Annotated in this window: 5 protein-coding genes and 5 pseudogenes; all 10 read right to left on the bottom strand. The window is 69.3% G+C overall.

The window, feature by feature from the left end; all coding sequences use genetic code 11:
- Positions 1–228: 228 nt before the first annotated feature.
- The gene (locus I8J32_RS17630) at positions 229–780 is read right to left on the bottom strand and encodes a proprotein convertase P-domain-containing protein (RefSeq protein WP_245156503.1); all 552 of its coding nucleotides are present in this window, start codon (positions 778–780) and stop codon (positions 229–231) included.
- A gap of 180 nt (positions 781–960) precedes the next feature.
- Positions 961–2508, bottom strand: a pseudogene (locus I8J32_RS08270) (S8 family serine peptidase); the annotation flags it as partial.
- Between the two features lie 391 nt (positions 2509–2899).
- Positions 2900–3079 (bottom strand): annotated as a pseudogene (locus I8J32_RS17625) (proprotein convertase P-domain-containing protein); the annotation flags it as partial.
- Positions 3080–3262: 183 nt separating this feature from the next.
- Positions 3263–4975: pseudogene (locus I8J32_RS08265) on the bottom strand (S8 family peptidase); the annotation flags it as partial.
- A 546-nt stretch (positions 4976–5521) separates the two neighbouring features.
- Positions 5522–6121: a proprotein convertase P-domain-containing protein gene (locus I8J32_RS17945; RefSeq protein ID WP_343225255.1), complete on the bottom strand. Its 600-nt coding sequence runs from the start codon at positions 6119–6121 to the stop codon at positions 5522–5524.
- Between the two features lie 6 nt (positions 6122–6127).
- Positions 6128–7402 (bottom strand): annotated as a pseudogene (locus tag I8J32_RS17940) (M12 family metallo-peptidase); the annotation flags it as partial.
- A gap of 145 nt (positions 7403–7547) precedes the next feature.
- Positions 7548–9872, bottom strand: coding sequence for a proprotein convertase P-domain-containing protein (locus I8J32_RS08255; RefSeq protein WP_200610616.1), 2325 nt, complete (start codon positions 9870–9872; stop codon positions 7548–7550).
- A gap of 108 nt (positions 9873–9980) precedes the next feature.
- Entirely contained in the window at positions 9981–10361 is a 381-nt protein-coding gene (locus tag I8J32_RS08250; protein WP_207526883.1) for a proprotein convertase P-domain-containing protein, read from the bottom strand.
- Positions 10341–12089: pseudogene (locus I8J32_RS08245) on the bottom strand (S8 family peptidase); the annotation flags it as partial. The pseudogene I8J32_RS08245 and the gene I8J32_RS08250, both read right to left, overlap by 21 nt.
- Before the next feature lie 234 nt (positions 12090–12323).
- The gene (locus tag I8J32_RS08240) at positions 12324–14204 is read right to left on the bottom strand and encodes a S8 family serine peptidase (protein ID WP_200610596.1); all 1881 of its coding nucleotides are present in this window, start codon (positions 14202–14204) and stop codon (positions 12324–12326) included.
- Positions 14205–14305 lie beyond the last annotated feature (101 nt).

Below are 14305 nucleotides of genomic sequence, written 5' to 3'. Positions count from 1 at the left end.
TTGCGACCCGCGACGTCCCGTCGGTGGCGGGTCAAGACCCGCCCTATGAACTGCGACCCGCGACGCCATCGTCGGCGGCGGGTCGAGACCCGCCCTATGAATTGCCGCCCGCGGCAGGCGCCGGCGGTTGCCCGCGTTGGCGCGACCGGCAAACGAAAAGACCCCGGCTTTCGCCGGGGTCCGGGTTTCGCAAGCGCCATTCCGTTCAAGGGATGGCCAACGCCTGCCTCAGAACGTGATGCTCCAGCTGTTGATGTAGCCGGTGTCCAGGTTCGCGTTGTCGTTCACGCGCAGGCGCCAGGTGCCGTTGAGCGGTTCGCTGGACAGGTTGAGGTTGACCGTCTTGATGATGTTGTCGGTGCTGCTGCCGGTGCGGTTGTGCAGGTTGTACAGCGAGCCGTCGGGCGCCACCAGGTCGACCTTGAGGTCGCCGATGTAGGTGTGGCGGATGTCGATGGCCACCGGCGTGCTGGCCGGTGCGTTGCCGCTGCGCCCGGAGACGGTGATCGGGCTCTCCACGGTGGTGTTGTCGCCGATCGCCACGTCGGTGCCGTTGCTGTAGGTCTGTCCGCCGCCGGTGGTGTAGCTGCCGGTCAGGCTCATGCCCGAGAACGCGGAATAGGCGTTGACCAGCACGTGGTAGGTCCCGGCCTGCGCGGTGGCGATGTTGCAGGTCTCGGCATTGGTGCTGCCCGAGGAACGGCAGTCGTAGCTGCTGGTGGTGGGCGCGGAACCGAACTTCACGTACAGGTCGGCATCGCCCGTGCCACCGGAAGTCACGAAGCGCAGGTTGCTGGCCCCGGCCGGCACGGCCAGCGTCCAGAACTGCTGGCTGCCCGCGGCGCCGGCGATGCCGGTGACCGGCACGCCGTTGGTGAGCACGTTGCCGCCGCCGCTGCTGACGGTGACGGACGACGTCTTCGCGTTGGTGGCGCCGTCGTCGTCGGTGACGGTCAGTGTGACGCTGTAGGTGCCCGCCGCCGCGTAGGTCCGGCTGGGATTGGTCGCCGTCGACGTGCCGCCATCGCCGAAGTTCCAGCTGCGCGAGACGATGGTGCCGTCGCTGTCGCCGGAGGTGTCGGTGAAGTTCGCCGTCAGGCCCGAGGTGGTGAAGCTGAAGTTGGCCGTCGGCGGCAGGTTGCCGCCGCCACCGCCGGCGGCGTCCACCGCGGCCTTGGCGTTGACGATGCCGCTGCCGATCGGCTGCGAGGGCGTGGACGGGAACGCGCGCGCGGTGGTCTTGAGCAGCGTCTCCAGTTCCGCCGGCGTCTTGGGCGTGGCGACGATCGACTGCACCAGCGCCATCACGCCGGCCACGTGCGGGGTCGCCATGGAGGTGCCGCTGTACACGGCGTAGCTCTCCGCGCCCTGGGTCTGCGCGCCGGCGTTGAGGGTGGACAGGATGCTGGAGCCGGGACCGGCGATGTCCACCAGCGCGCCGTAGTTGGAGAAACTCGAGCGCGCGCCGCTCTGGGTGATCGAGCCCACGGCGACGACGTTGTTGCAGTTGGCGGGTGTGAAGCCGGACACGTTGGCGTTGGAGTTGCCGGCCGCGATGGCCAGCGTCGTCCCGCGGCCGACCGCGCCGTTGATCGCGGTCTGCATCGTGCTGCTGCACGAACCGCCGCCGCCCAGGCTGAGGTTGATCACCTCGGCGGGATTGGCGTTGGCGGGCACGCCGCTGACGGTGCCGCCCGAAGCCCAGGTGATGGCGTCGGCGATGTCGGAGATGCTGCCGCCGCACTTGCCCAGCACGCGCACCGGCGAGACCTTCGCGTTGAACGCGGTGCCGGCCACGCCCTTGGCGTTGTTGGTCACCGCCGCCACGGTGCCGGCCACGTGCGTGCCGTGCCAGCTCGAGTTGGAGCCGCTGATCTGGCCGCATTCGCCGGCGTTGTACCAGTCGCCCTCGTCGTTGGGATTGGCATCGCGGCCATTGCCGTCGCGCGCCGCGGTGGCGTCGCTGACGAAGTCGTAGCCCGCGATCACGTTCGCGGCCAGGTCGCTGTGGCTGGTCATGCCGGTATCGAGCACGGCCACGACCACGCCGGTGCCGGTGGCGCTGTCCCAGGCCTGGTTGGCGCGGATGCCGCCGTTGGCGTCGAAGTACTGCCACTGTTCGTTGTAGCGGGTGTCGTTGGGCGTGAGCACCGCCTGCAGCAGCCGGTCGACCTCGACGTATTCCACGTCCGGCTGGGCGGCGATCTGCCGCATCAGCGCCTCGGCCTCGGCGGCGTCCAGCTTGCGCCCCACGCGCACGACGTCGGCGCCCACCGACAGCCGCCGGATGTGGCGCAGGCCCGGCACGCCCACGGCGCCCTGCCCCGTCACCCGGTCCAGCGCGCCCTGCACGCGGGACGCGTCGGCCTGGGCCGTGCTGCCCTGGCGATATTTGACGATGAACTGGTCGTGCTGCGCGGCGGACGGCAGTCCGCTCAGTTCCACCCGTCCCGCCCAGGCCGGCGCGGCGGCGAGCGCGCACAGGGTCGCCACAGCAAGCGCATGCATGCGTACTGGATTGCTTTTCACGATGTACCCCCGAGTGATGTTGGAGAGGCCCGCTGGCCCCGCACGTCCGGATGTGCATCCGCCCCTGGTCACCGGTGTCGCGTCGTGGCCCAGACGACGCGCACCCGTTTTCGGATGGCCGCGGCGTGAAAACCGCGTCGCAGCCGGGCGAAGCTATCGGCTGGGATCTTATGGAGGGATGAAAATTGCCGGAGGACTTCGTTGCGCGGATGAAGGGTTGGGGTGCGGCGCAGGGCGCCGGGCAGCAGGCGGCCCCCGCCCCGGGGCGTGGGAGGGCCGCGACCCGACCCTGCCCCGCCGGGCCTCCAAAGAAAAACCCCGGCCGAAGCCGGGGTTTTGTCGAGGCGTGGAACTCAACCGCCTGCAGGCATCAGAACGTGACGCTCCAGCTGTTGATGTAGCCGGTGTCGCCGCCGGCGTTGTCGTTGACGCGCAGCTTCCACGTGCCGTTGAGGGCTTCCGTCGACAGGTTCAGCGTGACCGTCTTGTTGATGTTGTCGGTGCTGGTGCCGGTGCGGTTGTGGATGTTGTACAGCGAGCCATCCGGAGCCACCAGGTCGACCTTCAGGTCGCCGATGTAGGTGTGCACGATGGCGACGGTGACCGAGGCGTTGGTCGGCGCGTTGCCGGTACGGCCGGACACGGTGATCGGGCTGTCCACCGTGGTGTTGTCGTTGATCGTGTAGTCGCTGGCGTTGCTGTAGGTCTGCGCGCCGCCGCCACCGCCGGTGGTGTAGTTGCCGACCAGGCTCAGGCCCGAGAACGCCGCATAGGCCTTCAGGTTGATGTAGTACGTGCCCGCCGACGGCGCCGCGAAGGTGCAGGTCTCGGCGTTGCCGTTCGCGTACGGACGGCAGTCGTAGACCGTGTCGGTCGGCTCGCTGCCGAACTTCACGTACATGTCGGAGTCGCCCGTGCCACCGGACGTGGTGAAGGTCAGGTTGGTCGCGCCAGCCGGCACGACCATCGTGTACTTCACGTAGCCACCCGTGGCGGCCGACAGGCCGGTCGCCGCGACGCCCTTGGTCAGCACGCCGCCGGCCGGCGGGGTACCGCCGCCGTTGGTGGCGTCGAGCACGGCCTTGGCGTTGAGGATGCCGGTGCCGATCGGCTGCGACGGGGTCGACGGGAACGCGGTGACGTTGCCCTTGATCAGGGCTTCGACCTGCGCCGGGGTCTTGGGCGTGGTGGCGTAGGACTGGATCAGCGCGATGACGCCGGCGACGTGCGGGGTCGCCATCGACGTGCCGCTGTACGAGGCGTAGGTCTCGCTGCCGGGCGTGGTGGTGCCGGTGTTGAGGGTCGAGGTGATGCTCGAACCCGGGGCCGCGATGTCGACGCCGGCGCCGTAGTTGGAGAAGCTCGAACGCGCGCCGGTGCTGGTGATCGAACCCACCGCGATGACGTTGGCGCAGTTGGCCGGCGAGGCGTTGGAGACGTTGGTGTTGTCGTTGCCGGCGGCGATGGCCAGGGTGGTGCCGCGGCTGACCGCGCCGTTGATCGCGGCCTGCGTGGTGGTGCCGCAGGCGCCGCTGCCGCCGAGGCTGAGGTTGATCACCTCGGCCGGGTTGGCATTGGCCGGCACGCCGCTGACGGTGCCGCCCGAGGCCCAGATGATGGCGTCGGCGATGTCGGAGTCGTAGCCGCCGCAGGTGCCCAGCACGCGGACCGGGACGACCTTGGCGTTGAACGCCGTGCCGGCCACGCCCTTGGCGTTGTTGGTGACCGCGGCGATCGTGCCGGCCACGTGGGTGCCGTGCCAGCTCGAGTTCTGCGCGGCATGGGTGCCGCCGCACTGGTTGGCGGTGACCCAGTCGCCCGGATCGCTCGGGTCGCTGTCGCGGCCGTTGCCGTCATTGGACACCGCGGTGTCGATGATGAAGTCGTAGCCCGGCAGGATGTTGGCGTTGATGTCGCTGTGGTTGGTGATGCCCGTGTCGAGCACGGCCACGACCGCGCCGGCGCCACTGTTCATGTCCCACGCCTGCGGCGCCTTGATGCCGTAGGTGCCGTTGAAGCCCCACTGCTGCGAGTAATTGGTGTCGTTCGGGCTCAACATCGGCTTGTTGAGACGGTCGACTTCGACGTACTCGACGTTCGGATCGGCGGCGATCTGGCGCATCAGCGATTCGGCTTCGACGCGGTCCAGCTTGCGGCTGGCCTTGAGCACGTCGGCACCGACGGCCAGGCGACGCACGTGGCCCAGCGCGACGGCCTTGCCGCCCGCGGAGGTCTTGGCCGACAGCTTGGCGCGGACGCGGGCGACGTCAGCCTGCTCCGGCGTGCCGCTGCGGTACTTCACGATGAAGCGATCCTGGCCCTGCGTGGACTGCAGGCCGGCGAGGTTGACTTGGCCGGCGAAGGCCGGGGCGGCCAGCAGGCCCAGGGCGAGGGCGGTGGCGGCGGAAAGCGCGTGCACACGATTGCGGTTTGAACGTGCGGACATCTTGACTGGACCTCTCACGGGAAAAAGGAAGCGCGTCCCGCCCTTCCGGGTGGGTGCGTTGTCGATGGCGATGAGTCGCGCATCCGGCTCCATGCCGGGGCCCTTTTGCGCGAAGGCTGCCGCTGACGAGAAAAGGACGGCGCATCCTCAGCCGTCCTGCACAAGATGTACCAAAAGTCATGGTCGAATACATGCTGCAAGTGCAGCAATTCGGCAAAGTTTTTTCGGGTGCGGACGTGCCTTGCCTGAACCACTCAGCGCGAAAGCGCGGCGTGCGTCACGCTTTCATGGCGGATCTTCCGCGGCCGCGCGGGACGCACGCGCGCAGGCTGCGCTGCGCGTCCGGCCCGAAGGCGTGTTCCCGCGGGAGCGCCGGGGCGCAAATGGCCGACCGGAACCGGAACCGCCGGAGCCGCGCCGAAGAACCGCGCCGAAGAAACCGGACCGAAGAAGCCGGGCCGAAGAGCCGACAGGAAACATGCCGGCCAGAGCCGCACGGCCCGGACGCTACGGCGCCGCGTCACGTGGACGCGGCGCCGTGCGGCATCAGAAGCGGATGCTCCAGCTGTCGATCCTGCCCGTGTCGGCGCTGGCGTTGTCGTTGACGCGCAGGTTCCAGGTGCCGTTGAGGGCCTCGGACGACAGGTTGATCGTGTAGGTCTTGTTGATGTTGTCGGCGCTGCCGCCGGCGCGGTTGTGCAGCACGTAGACCGAGCCATCGGGCGCGACCAGGTCGACCTTCAGGTCGCCGATGTAGGTGTGGAGGATGTTGACCGTCACCTGGGTGCTGCTCAGGCCATTGCCGGTACGGCCGGACACGACGATCGGGCTGCTGACCGTGGCGTTGTCGTTGATCGTGTAGTCGGCGCTGTTGGTGTAGGTCTGCACATTGCTGTTGGACACCGTCACCGAGGCCGTCTTCGTGTTCGTGGCGCCGTCGTCGTCGGTGACCGTCAGCGTGACGGTGTAGGTGCCGGCCGCCGCGTAGGTGCGGCTGGGGTTGGTCGCGGTGGAGGTCGCGCCGTCGCCGAAGTTCGAGGCCCGCGACACGATCGTGCCGTCGGTGTCGGTGGAGGTGTCGGTGAAGCTGGCCGTCAGGTTGCTGGTGCTGGAGGTGAAGTTGGCCGTCGGCGCCGCGTTGGCCACGCCGCCGCGGTAGGCCGCGACCGTGGCCTTGGTGTTCACCAGCACGCGCTGGTTGTGGCTGGTGTCGGTGGTGCCCATCGCCTGGCCGCTGTAGGTCACGTCCGGGTTCGACCAGTAGTTGATGCGCGGGCAGCTCGGGCTGCAGTTGTAGGCCATGATCGTGCGCCATGCATTGTTCGGCGCGCGGTAGCCGTGGCCGTACGTGTAGGGCGAGGTGCTGCCGTCGGTGGCGGGGTCATGCCGCGCGGACTGCAGGTGGCCGATTTCATGGGCGAAGCTGTAGTAGCCGGTGATGCAGTCCCAGTAGGCCGTCGCGAAGGCCGTGGCGGCGGTGGAGCCGATGCTGGAGGCCAAGCCGCAGGAGCTGGAGTCGTTGGCGACCAGCATGGCCACGTCGGCGGCACTGGCGTCGCGCGTGGCATGGATGGTGTCCATGATGCCGTCGCTGGTGCTGCGGAAGCGCGACAGGTCGGTGCTCATGCCGGCGGTGGCGTAGGACGTGGTCGTGTAGCTGGCCAGTTCCATGTTGATGCCGACATTGGAATTGACGTAGCCCTGGTTGGACTCGGCCACGGCCAGTTCGACCAGCGCCTGCATGTCACCGCCGTACGCGGCGATGGCATCGTTGGTCGCCACGACCATGACGCGGATGGTTGCGGTCGGGCCCGGATCGATGGCGAGGGCACCGACGGTGCCGGCCTTGCTGGGACGCGCCTCGCGGGCGGCCATGCGGACCTGCGGAATGCGGTTGAACTGGACCGGATGCTCGGCCGGCATGCGGGTTTCGTCGACTTCGATCACGGCGTGCTGGCCGCCGGCGATCGGCCGGATGCGGAAGAGCTTGCCGTCGACGCGGACGCTGCCGGTGACGCCCTGGCCACGACGGACCAGGATCGCCGAGTTGTTCGCGTCGTGCTTGACCTCGCGCGCGGTCATGGCGCGCAGCGGCGCGGTTTCGCGCACGTGGCCGGTCCACACCAGGCTGCCGGTCGGCGTGGCCGAGGTCTTCTCCAGCATGAGGTTGACGCGGCGGCCGCCCAGGTCGAGTTCGATCTCGCCCGTGCGGGCGGATACGACGTCCGGATTGGCCTTGACCACGCGCAGGCCGGCGGTGTCGGCCTTGGCCGTCAGGCGGGCGGCGGTGCGTGCGCCCTCGGCGGCGGGGTTGGCCTGGCCGACGAACAGCGGCTGGCCGGCGAGGGCCGAGGTGCTCAGCACGAGCGCGCCTGCAGCGGCGAGCAGGCGCGGGGCGAGAGTGAGGAAAGTCCGTTTACGAGTCATTCGTCGGTGCTCCACGGTGACGTTGGTTGAAGGGCCTTGCATGCGCGAACGGGCATCGCGGCGGGCGGTCGCGCACCGCTCCGCACCGCGAAGGCCCCCGGCCGGATGGCCGGGGGCTTCAGCAGGATTGCTCAATGAAAGCGGCTCAGAACGTGACGCTCCAGCTGTCGATCTTTCCGGTGTCGCCGCCGGCGTTGTCGTTGACGCGCAGCTTCCACGTGCCGTTGAGGGCTTCCGTCGACAGGTTCAGCGTGACCGTCTTGTTGATGTTGTCGGTGCTGGTGCCGGTGCGGTTGTGGATGTTGTACAGCGAGCCGTCCGGCGCGACCAGGTCGACCTTCAGGTCGCCGATGTAGGTGTGCACGATGGCGACGGTGACCGAGGCGTTGCTCGGCGCGTTGCCGGTGCGGCCGGACACGGTGATCGGGCTGTCCACCGTGGTGTTGTCGGCGATCGTGAAGTCGGTGCCATTGCTGTAGGTCTGCGTGCCGCCGCCACCGGTGGTGTAGCTGCCGGTCAGGCTCAGGCCGGAGAACGCGGCGTAGCCCTTGATCAGCACGTAGTAGGTGCCGGCCTGCGCGGTGGCGATGTTGCAGGTCTCGGCGTTGGTGCTGCCTTCGGACTTGCAGTCGTACACCGTGGTGGTCGGGGCCGAGCCGAACTTGACGTACAGGTCGGCGTCACCGGTGCCGCTGGCGCTCACGAACTTCAGGTTGCTCGCCCCGGCCGGAACGGCCAGCGTGAACGTCTGGCTGCTGCCGGCCGCGCCGGCGATGCCGGTCTTGGCCACGCCATTGGTGAGCACGGTGCCGCCGGTGGAGCCCACCGTGACCGAAGCGGTCCTGGTGTTGGTGGCGCCGCCGTTGTCGGTCACGGTCAGGGTGACGGTGTAGGTGCCGGCCACCGAGTAGGTCTTGCTCGGGTTGGTCGCGGTCGACGTGGTGCTGTCACCGAAATTCCAGCTGCGCGAGGCGATGGTGCCGTCGCTGTCGGTGGAGGTGTCGGTGAAGGCCACCGTCAGTCCGCTGACGCTGGAGGTGAAGTTCGCCACCGGGGCCGAGTTGCCGCCGCCGCCGTTGTCCAGGCCGTCGAGGGTCATCACGCCGCTGCCGGCGGGATCGAGCCAGTTGCTCAGGCGCGTGGCGCTGGTGCCGCCGCCGGTCCAGGACACCGACAGGCGACCGTAGTAGTCGCTGCGGTTGCCGCCGGTGGCACTGCACGAGGACGGGCCGCCGTGCAGCTGGCCGATGATGCGGTTCTGCGGCGAGAACAGGGGCGAGCCCGACGATCCGCCCTCGGTGATGCCGCCGGTGGCCTGCCAGAACACGTGGATGTGGCTGCCGTTGCCGGGCACGGTGGGGTTGTTGTAGCTGGTGGTCGTCGTGGCGCTGGTGGAGATGCTGATGCGCTTCTCGGCCACGGCCGGATGATGGATGCCCAGCGCGCCGGAGAAGTCACCGGTGCTGCGGTCCCACCCGCTCCAGTACAGGTTGTAGGTCGGGTTGGCCGGGGTATCGAGTTCGAGCAGGGTGAAGTCGGAGGCCGCGGAGGTCGCGCGGAACTGCGCGCCGCCCTGGTTCTGGTCCAGGCGTCCGTCGCCCACGCCGCCGCTGGCGCTGCTGCCCGGCGTGCGGCAGAAGGTGTTCTGGAAGTTCCAGTACACCACGATGCTCGCCGCGTCCGAGGCGGTGTTCATCGAACAGTGGTTGGCCGTCAGGAAGTACATCTTCCGGTTGTTGGCGGCGTTGTTGATCAGCGAACCGCTGCAGTAGTCCACGCCGGCGCGCGTGTAGGCGCCCACGCCGCGGATCTGGTCGCGGTGGCCGTCGCCGTCCGGGCAGGCCACGTCGACATTGCACGCGCCGGACGTATCGCCGCCGATCTTGTCGTCCTTGGCGACGTTGAGGAAGCCCAGGTAGTCGTGGTTGACCTTGCTCAGGCGCAGCTTGAACTGGCCGACCTTGTCGCGCGGCACGACGGCCTCGATCACGGCCTCGCTGCCGGGCACGATCGCCGTCCACAGCTGTCCGTGCGGCTTGTTGTCGGCGGCGGTGTATTCGTTGAGCGTGCGCAGGTCGCGGGTCGACTGGTTGGCCGGATACACCAGCAGGTAACCGCCCTGGGGCATGTGGTACTGGCTGAAGCCGAAGTTGAGCGAACGCGCGTCCCTGGACGCGATGCGCAGGCGCCAGACCATGTGGCCTGCATCGAGTTCTTCCCAGATGCCGGCATCGAGCGGCGTCATGTTGACGTCCAGCGGCTTGGCGAAGCGGCGCGGGCCGGTCCGGCCGGTGTTGCGGGCATCCTCGAGCCGCAGCGCGGCGCTGTTAACGGCGGGCATCTGCCGCAGTTCCACGCCCCCCAGCTGCGCGATCGCGCGCTGCTGGAACGTGGCCGGGCGATGGGTGCCGGGTGCGGCCATCGCCGACACTGAAACCAGCAGTAGTGCGGTGCCAATCAGTCGTTTCATGGAGTCTTCCTTAAGGGCCAGGGTTTCTTCCGGTTGAAAAGCGCAGCCCCAGCCGGAGCCGGGGCTGCGCGGTTGCACGCGTCGAACTCACGCGTCGAACTCACACGATCAGAACGTGACGCTCCAGCTGTTGACGTAGCCGACGTCGCCGCCGGCGTTGTCGTTGACGCGCAGCTTCCAGGTGCCGTTGAGGGCTTCGGTCGACAGGTTGACCGTGTAGGTCTGGTTGATGTTGTCGGCGCTGCCGCCGGAACGGTTGTGCAGCGTGTACAGGCTGCCGTCCGGCGCCACCAGGTCGACCTTCAGGTCGCCGATGTAGGTGTGCACGATGGCGACGGTGACCGAGGCGTTGCTCGGCGCGTTGCCGCTGCGACCCGATACGGTGATCGGGCTGTCCACCGTCGCGTTGTCGTTGATCGTGTAGTCGGTGGTGTTGCTGTAGGTCTGCGTGCCGCCGCCACCGGTGGTGTAGCTGCCGGTCAGGCTCATGCCGGAGAACGCCGAGTAGCCCTTGATCAGCACGTGGTAGGTGCCGGCCTGCGCGGTGGCGATGTTGCAGGTCTCGGCGGTCGTGCCGCCGTCGGACTTGCAGTCGTACACCGTGGTGGTCGGGGCCGAGCCGAACTTGACGTACAGGTCGGCGTCACCGGTGCCGCCGGTGGTGACGAACTTGAGGTTGCTCGCACCGGACGGAACGACCAGAGGGTGAAGGACTGGCTGCTGCCGGCCGCGCCGGCCAGGCCGGTCTTGGCCACGCCGTTGGTGAGCACGGTGCCGCCGCCCGGGGGCGTTCCCAGCACCGAATTCACCGCCGCGAGCGCATCGACCAGGCCCGTGCCGCAGCCCTGCGTGCAGCTGCCCGGGATGGCGCGCGTGGAGGCCTTGAGCTTGGCTTCCACATCGGCCGGGGTCAGCGGGCTGGGAGCGGCGGCCTGCATCAGGGCGACGACGCCCGCGACGTGCGGGGGCCGCCATGGAGGTGCCCTGGTAGTAGGCGTAGCCGTTGCTGGCGACGGTCGAGAGCACGCCTTCCTTGGGATGGGAGACGGTGCCGCAGCCGGTGGACGTCGCGTTGGGCTCGCAGGTCTCGCCGCCCGTGGCGGCCACGTCGATCTTGGCGCCGTAGTTGGAGTACCACGCGCGGTCGCCGTGGATGTCGGTGGAGGCCACCGCGATCACGTTGTTGCAGTTGGCCGGCGTGAAGTTGGCCACGTCCATGTTGCTGTTGCCGGCGGCGATGACCACGGCCGCGCCGTTGGCCACGGCACTGTTGACCGCGTTCTGGTAGGTCGTGCTGCAGGTGCTCTGGCCGCCCAGGCTGAGGTTCACGACCTCGGCCGGGTTGGCATTGGCCGGGACGCCGGTGACCGTGCCGCCCGCGGCCCAGATGATGCCGTCGGCGATGTCGGAGGTGCTGCCGTAGCCCTGGTTGCCCAGCACGCGCACCGGCACGACCTTCGCGCCATAGGCGACGCCAGCCACGCCGAGGTTGTTGTTGGTCACGGCGGCAATCGTGCCGGCGACATGCGTGCCGTGCTGCACGTTGGACACGTCGGTCGGATCCGAATCACGGCCGTTGCCGTCGCCGGACTGGCCCTGGCCGGTGCCCGCGGCGCTGATCATGTCGTAGCCGGGCAGGATGTTCGCGCTCAGGTCGTTGTGGGCGATGATGCCGCTGTCGACCACGGCCACGACCACGCCGCTGCCGGTCGACTTGTCCCACGCGGCGGGCAGGTTCATGCCGGCGGTGGCGTCGAAGTAATGCCACTGCTTGTCGGTGGCGCCGTTGTACATCGGGTCGTTGGGCACGACCAGCGCGCGCATCATCACGTCGACCTCGACGTATTCCACGTTCGGGTCGGCGGCGATCTGGCGCATCAGCGCCTCGGCGTCGGCGCGGCCCAGCTTGCGCGAAGCGCGCACGACATCCAGGCCCATCGACATGCGGCGCTTGTGGCTGACGGCGAAGCTGCGGCCCTTGGCCTTGCTGGTGCGATTGACCGCGTCCTGCAGGCCCAGGTTCAGTGCGGCGACATCGCGCCGGGCCGCCGAGCCTTCCTTGTACTTGACGATGAACTGGTCGAATTCTTCCGCCGACTTCAGGCCGGACACATCGGCGCGTCCGGCGAAGGCCGGGGCGGCGACGAGCGACAGCGCCAGCGCGGTGGCGGCGGCAAGGCAGTTCATGCGGATGGTGCCGTTGGAAACAACAGACATCGTGTAAACCCTCGAGAAGTGCTGATGGACGCCGCCGTCGGCGGCGTGGCTGTAAAGCGGACGCTGGCCCTGCATCCATGGCACTGCACTGGGCGGTGTTTCCGCGGGAACCGCGTCCGTCGACGCGGGCCCCGCCCCGAAAGGTCCCGGCGCGTGGCCGGGACCATCCGCCCCTCGGGTGAAATGGGTGCATCCATGCCGGACATCCTGTCCGTACCGCTCCTGGTCGACTTGCTAGAGAGACAGGCTCCAGGCATCGAGATGGCCGACGTCATCGGCTGCGTTGTCGCTCACGCGCAGCTTCCAGGTGCCGGTTCTCGATTCGGAGGAAAGGTTGACGGTGTACGTGGCCACGACGTTGTCGGCGCTGTCGCTGTCGTTGCGGTTCTTGAGCAGGTAGGTCGTGCCGTCGGGGGCGACCAGGTCCGCGCGCAGGTCGCCCCGGAACGGGTGGCGGATGTCCACGTTGACCTGCGCCGTCGACGAGGCCGCGCCGGTGGCGGCGATCGCGATCGGGCTGTCTACCGTGGCGTGGTCGCCGATCGGGTAGTGGGTGGCATTGGCGCCGGTGCCGCCGCCGCGGGCACTGCCGTAGCTGGCGGTCAGGCTCGCGCCGGAGAAGGCGGCGTAGGCCTTGAGCAGCACGTGCCAGGTGCCCGCCTGCGCGCGGGCGATCGTGCAGGTTTCGGCATTGCGGCCGCCCTCGGACCGGCAATGGAAACCCGACTGCGTCGGTGCCGCGTCGTAGCGCACGTACAGATCGGCGTCGCCGCTGCCCCCGCGGGTGGCGAACTTCAGGCCGCTCGCACCTTCGGGCACCTGCAGGGTGAAATGCAGCGCCGCGCCAGTCGCCGCGCACAGCTGGTCGGCCGGCACGCCGTTGGCCAGCGCGCCACCGGTGCTGTTGCAGCCGCCGCCACCGCCGGTCAGCGCGTAGGCGAGGCGATTGGGCGAACCGGCGGCATCGCCGACCTTCCCCGCCGAAGCCTGGTCGAGGACCGCGGTGGCCACCGCGCCCGGCGTCGCCGAGGGATTGCTGGCCAGTTGCAGCGCCGCCACCCCGGCCACGTGCGGCGAGGCCATCGACGTGCCACTGATCGAGTTGCTCGCGGTGTCGCCGGTCCACCAGGCCGACGTGATCGACGAACCCGGGGCGAACAGGTCGACGCAGGCGCCGTAGTTGGAGAACGAGGAGCGCGCATCCGACGAGGTCGTCGCGGCGACGGTGATCGCCTGGATCGCGCGCGCCGGGGAGTAGTTGCAGGCATTGGCGTTGTCGTTGCCGGCCGCGACCACGACCACGACGCCGGCGTCGACCAGGCGGGTGACGGCGTCGTCGGTGGCGGTGGACGCCCCACCCCCCAGGCTCATGTTGGCCACGGCGGGCTTGATGTGGTTGCGCGCCACCCAGTCCATGCCGGCGATCACGCCCGAATTGCTGCCCGACCCCTGGCATCCCAGGACCCGCACCGGGTGCAGGCGCACGGCCTTGGCCACGCCCCAGGTCGCGCCCCCGAGGGTGCCGGCGACGTGGGTGCCGTGGCCATTGCAGTCGGCGGTGCCGTTGCCGTCGCCGATCGCCGTGTAACCGCCGCCCACCCGGCCGCCGAAGTCGGCGTGGGTGGCGCGGATGCCGGTGTCGATGACGTAGGCGTGGACGCCGGCCGCGGTCGTGTCGTAGGTGTAGCTCTGGCTGAAGGGCCGGTCGCGCTGGTCGATGCGGTCCAGGCCCCAGGTCGCGTGGGACTGGGTCGCGTCGGCGAACACCACCGCGTCCTCCTCTACGTAGGCAACGCGCGGGTCGGCCAGCAGCCGCGCCAGGGCGCGGGAATCGGCCTGGACGGCGTAGCCGCGCAGCACGCGGTCGTAGCTCTGCCGGACCAGGACGCCGTGGGCCCGGCCCATCTCGCGGGCGATCGTGGCGGTGGTGGGTCGCGCCTGGCGCTCATCGGCCAGCCGGGCGGCGGCTTCCTTCAGGACCACGATGTACTGGCCGTCGATGCGGTCACCCCGGGCGCGCCGCAGTTCGCCGGCCCGGGCCGGCGCGGCCGTCGCTGCGATCGCCGCGATGGCGACGGCGAGCAGGGTCGGCGGCAGGCGCGGCGGTCGCTTCATCGGGCGTCCCGGTGGGTGGAAGTTCTTCCGGGTTTCGCGTCGCATTCCGGCGGGCGGTACGTCGGTGGTGGGTCGCCTGGGGCGACCGGGTGCCGTCCTGG

It is taken from the genome of Lysobacter solisilvae (assembly GCF_016613535.2).
Lineage (GTDB): Bacteria > Pseudomonadota > Gammaproteobacteria > Xanthomonadales > Xanthomonadaceae > Agrilutibacter > Agrilutibacter solisilvae.
This window is presented reverse-complemented; position numbering and strand designations above follow the sequence as displayed.

Excerpts from the sequence above, each read along its gene's own strand:
- I8J32_RS08255 (WP_200610616.1), bottom strand. The coding sequence starts at position 9,872 with ATGAAACGACTGATTGGCACCGCACTACTGCTGGTTTCAGTGTCGGCG.
- I8J32_RS08250 (WP_207526883.1), bottom strand. The coding sequence starts at position 10,361 with ATGAGCCTGACCGGCAGCTACACCACCGGTGGCGGCGGCACGCAGACC.
- I8J32_RS08240 (WP_200610596.1), bottom strand. The coding sequence starts at position 14,204 with ATGAAGCGACCGCCGCGCCTGCCGCCGACCCTGCTCGCCGTCGCCATC.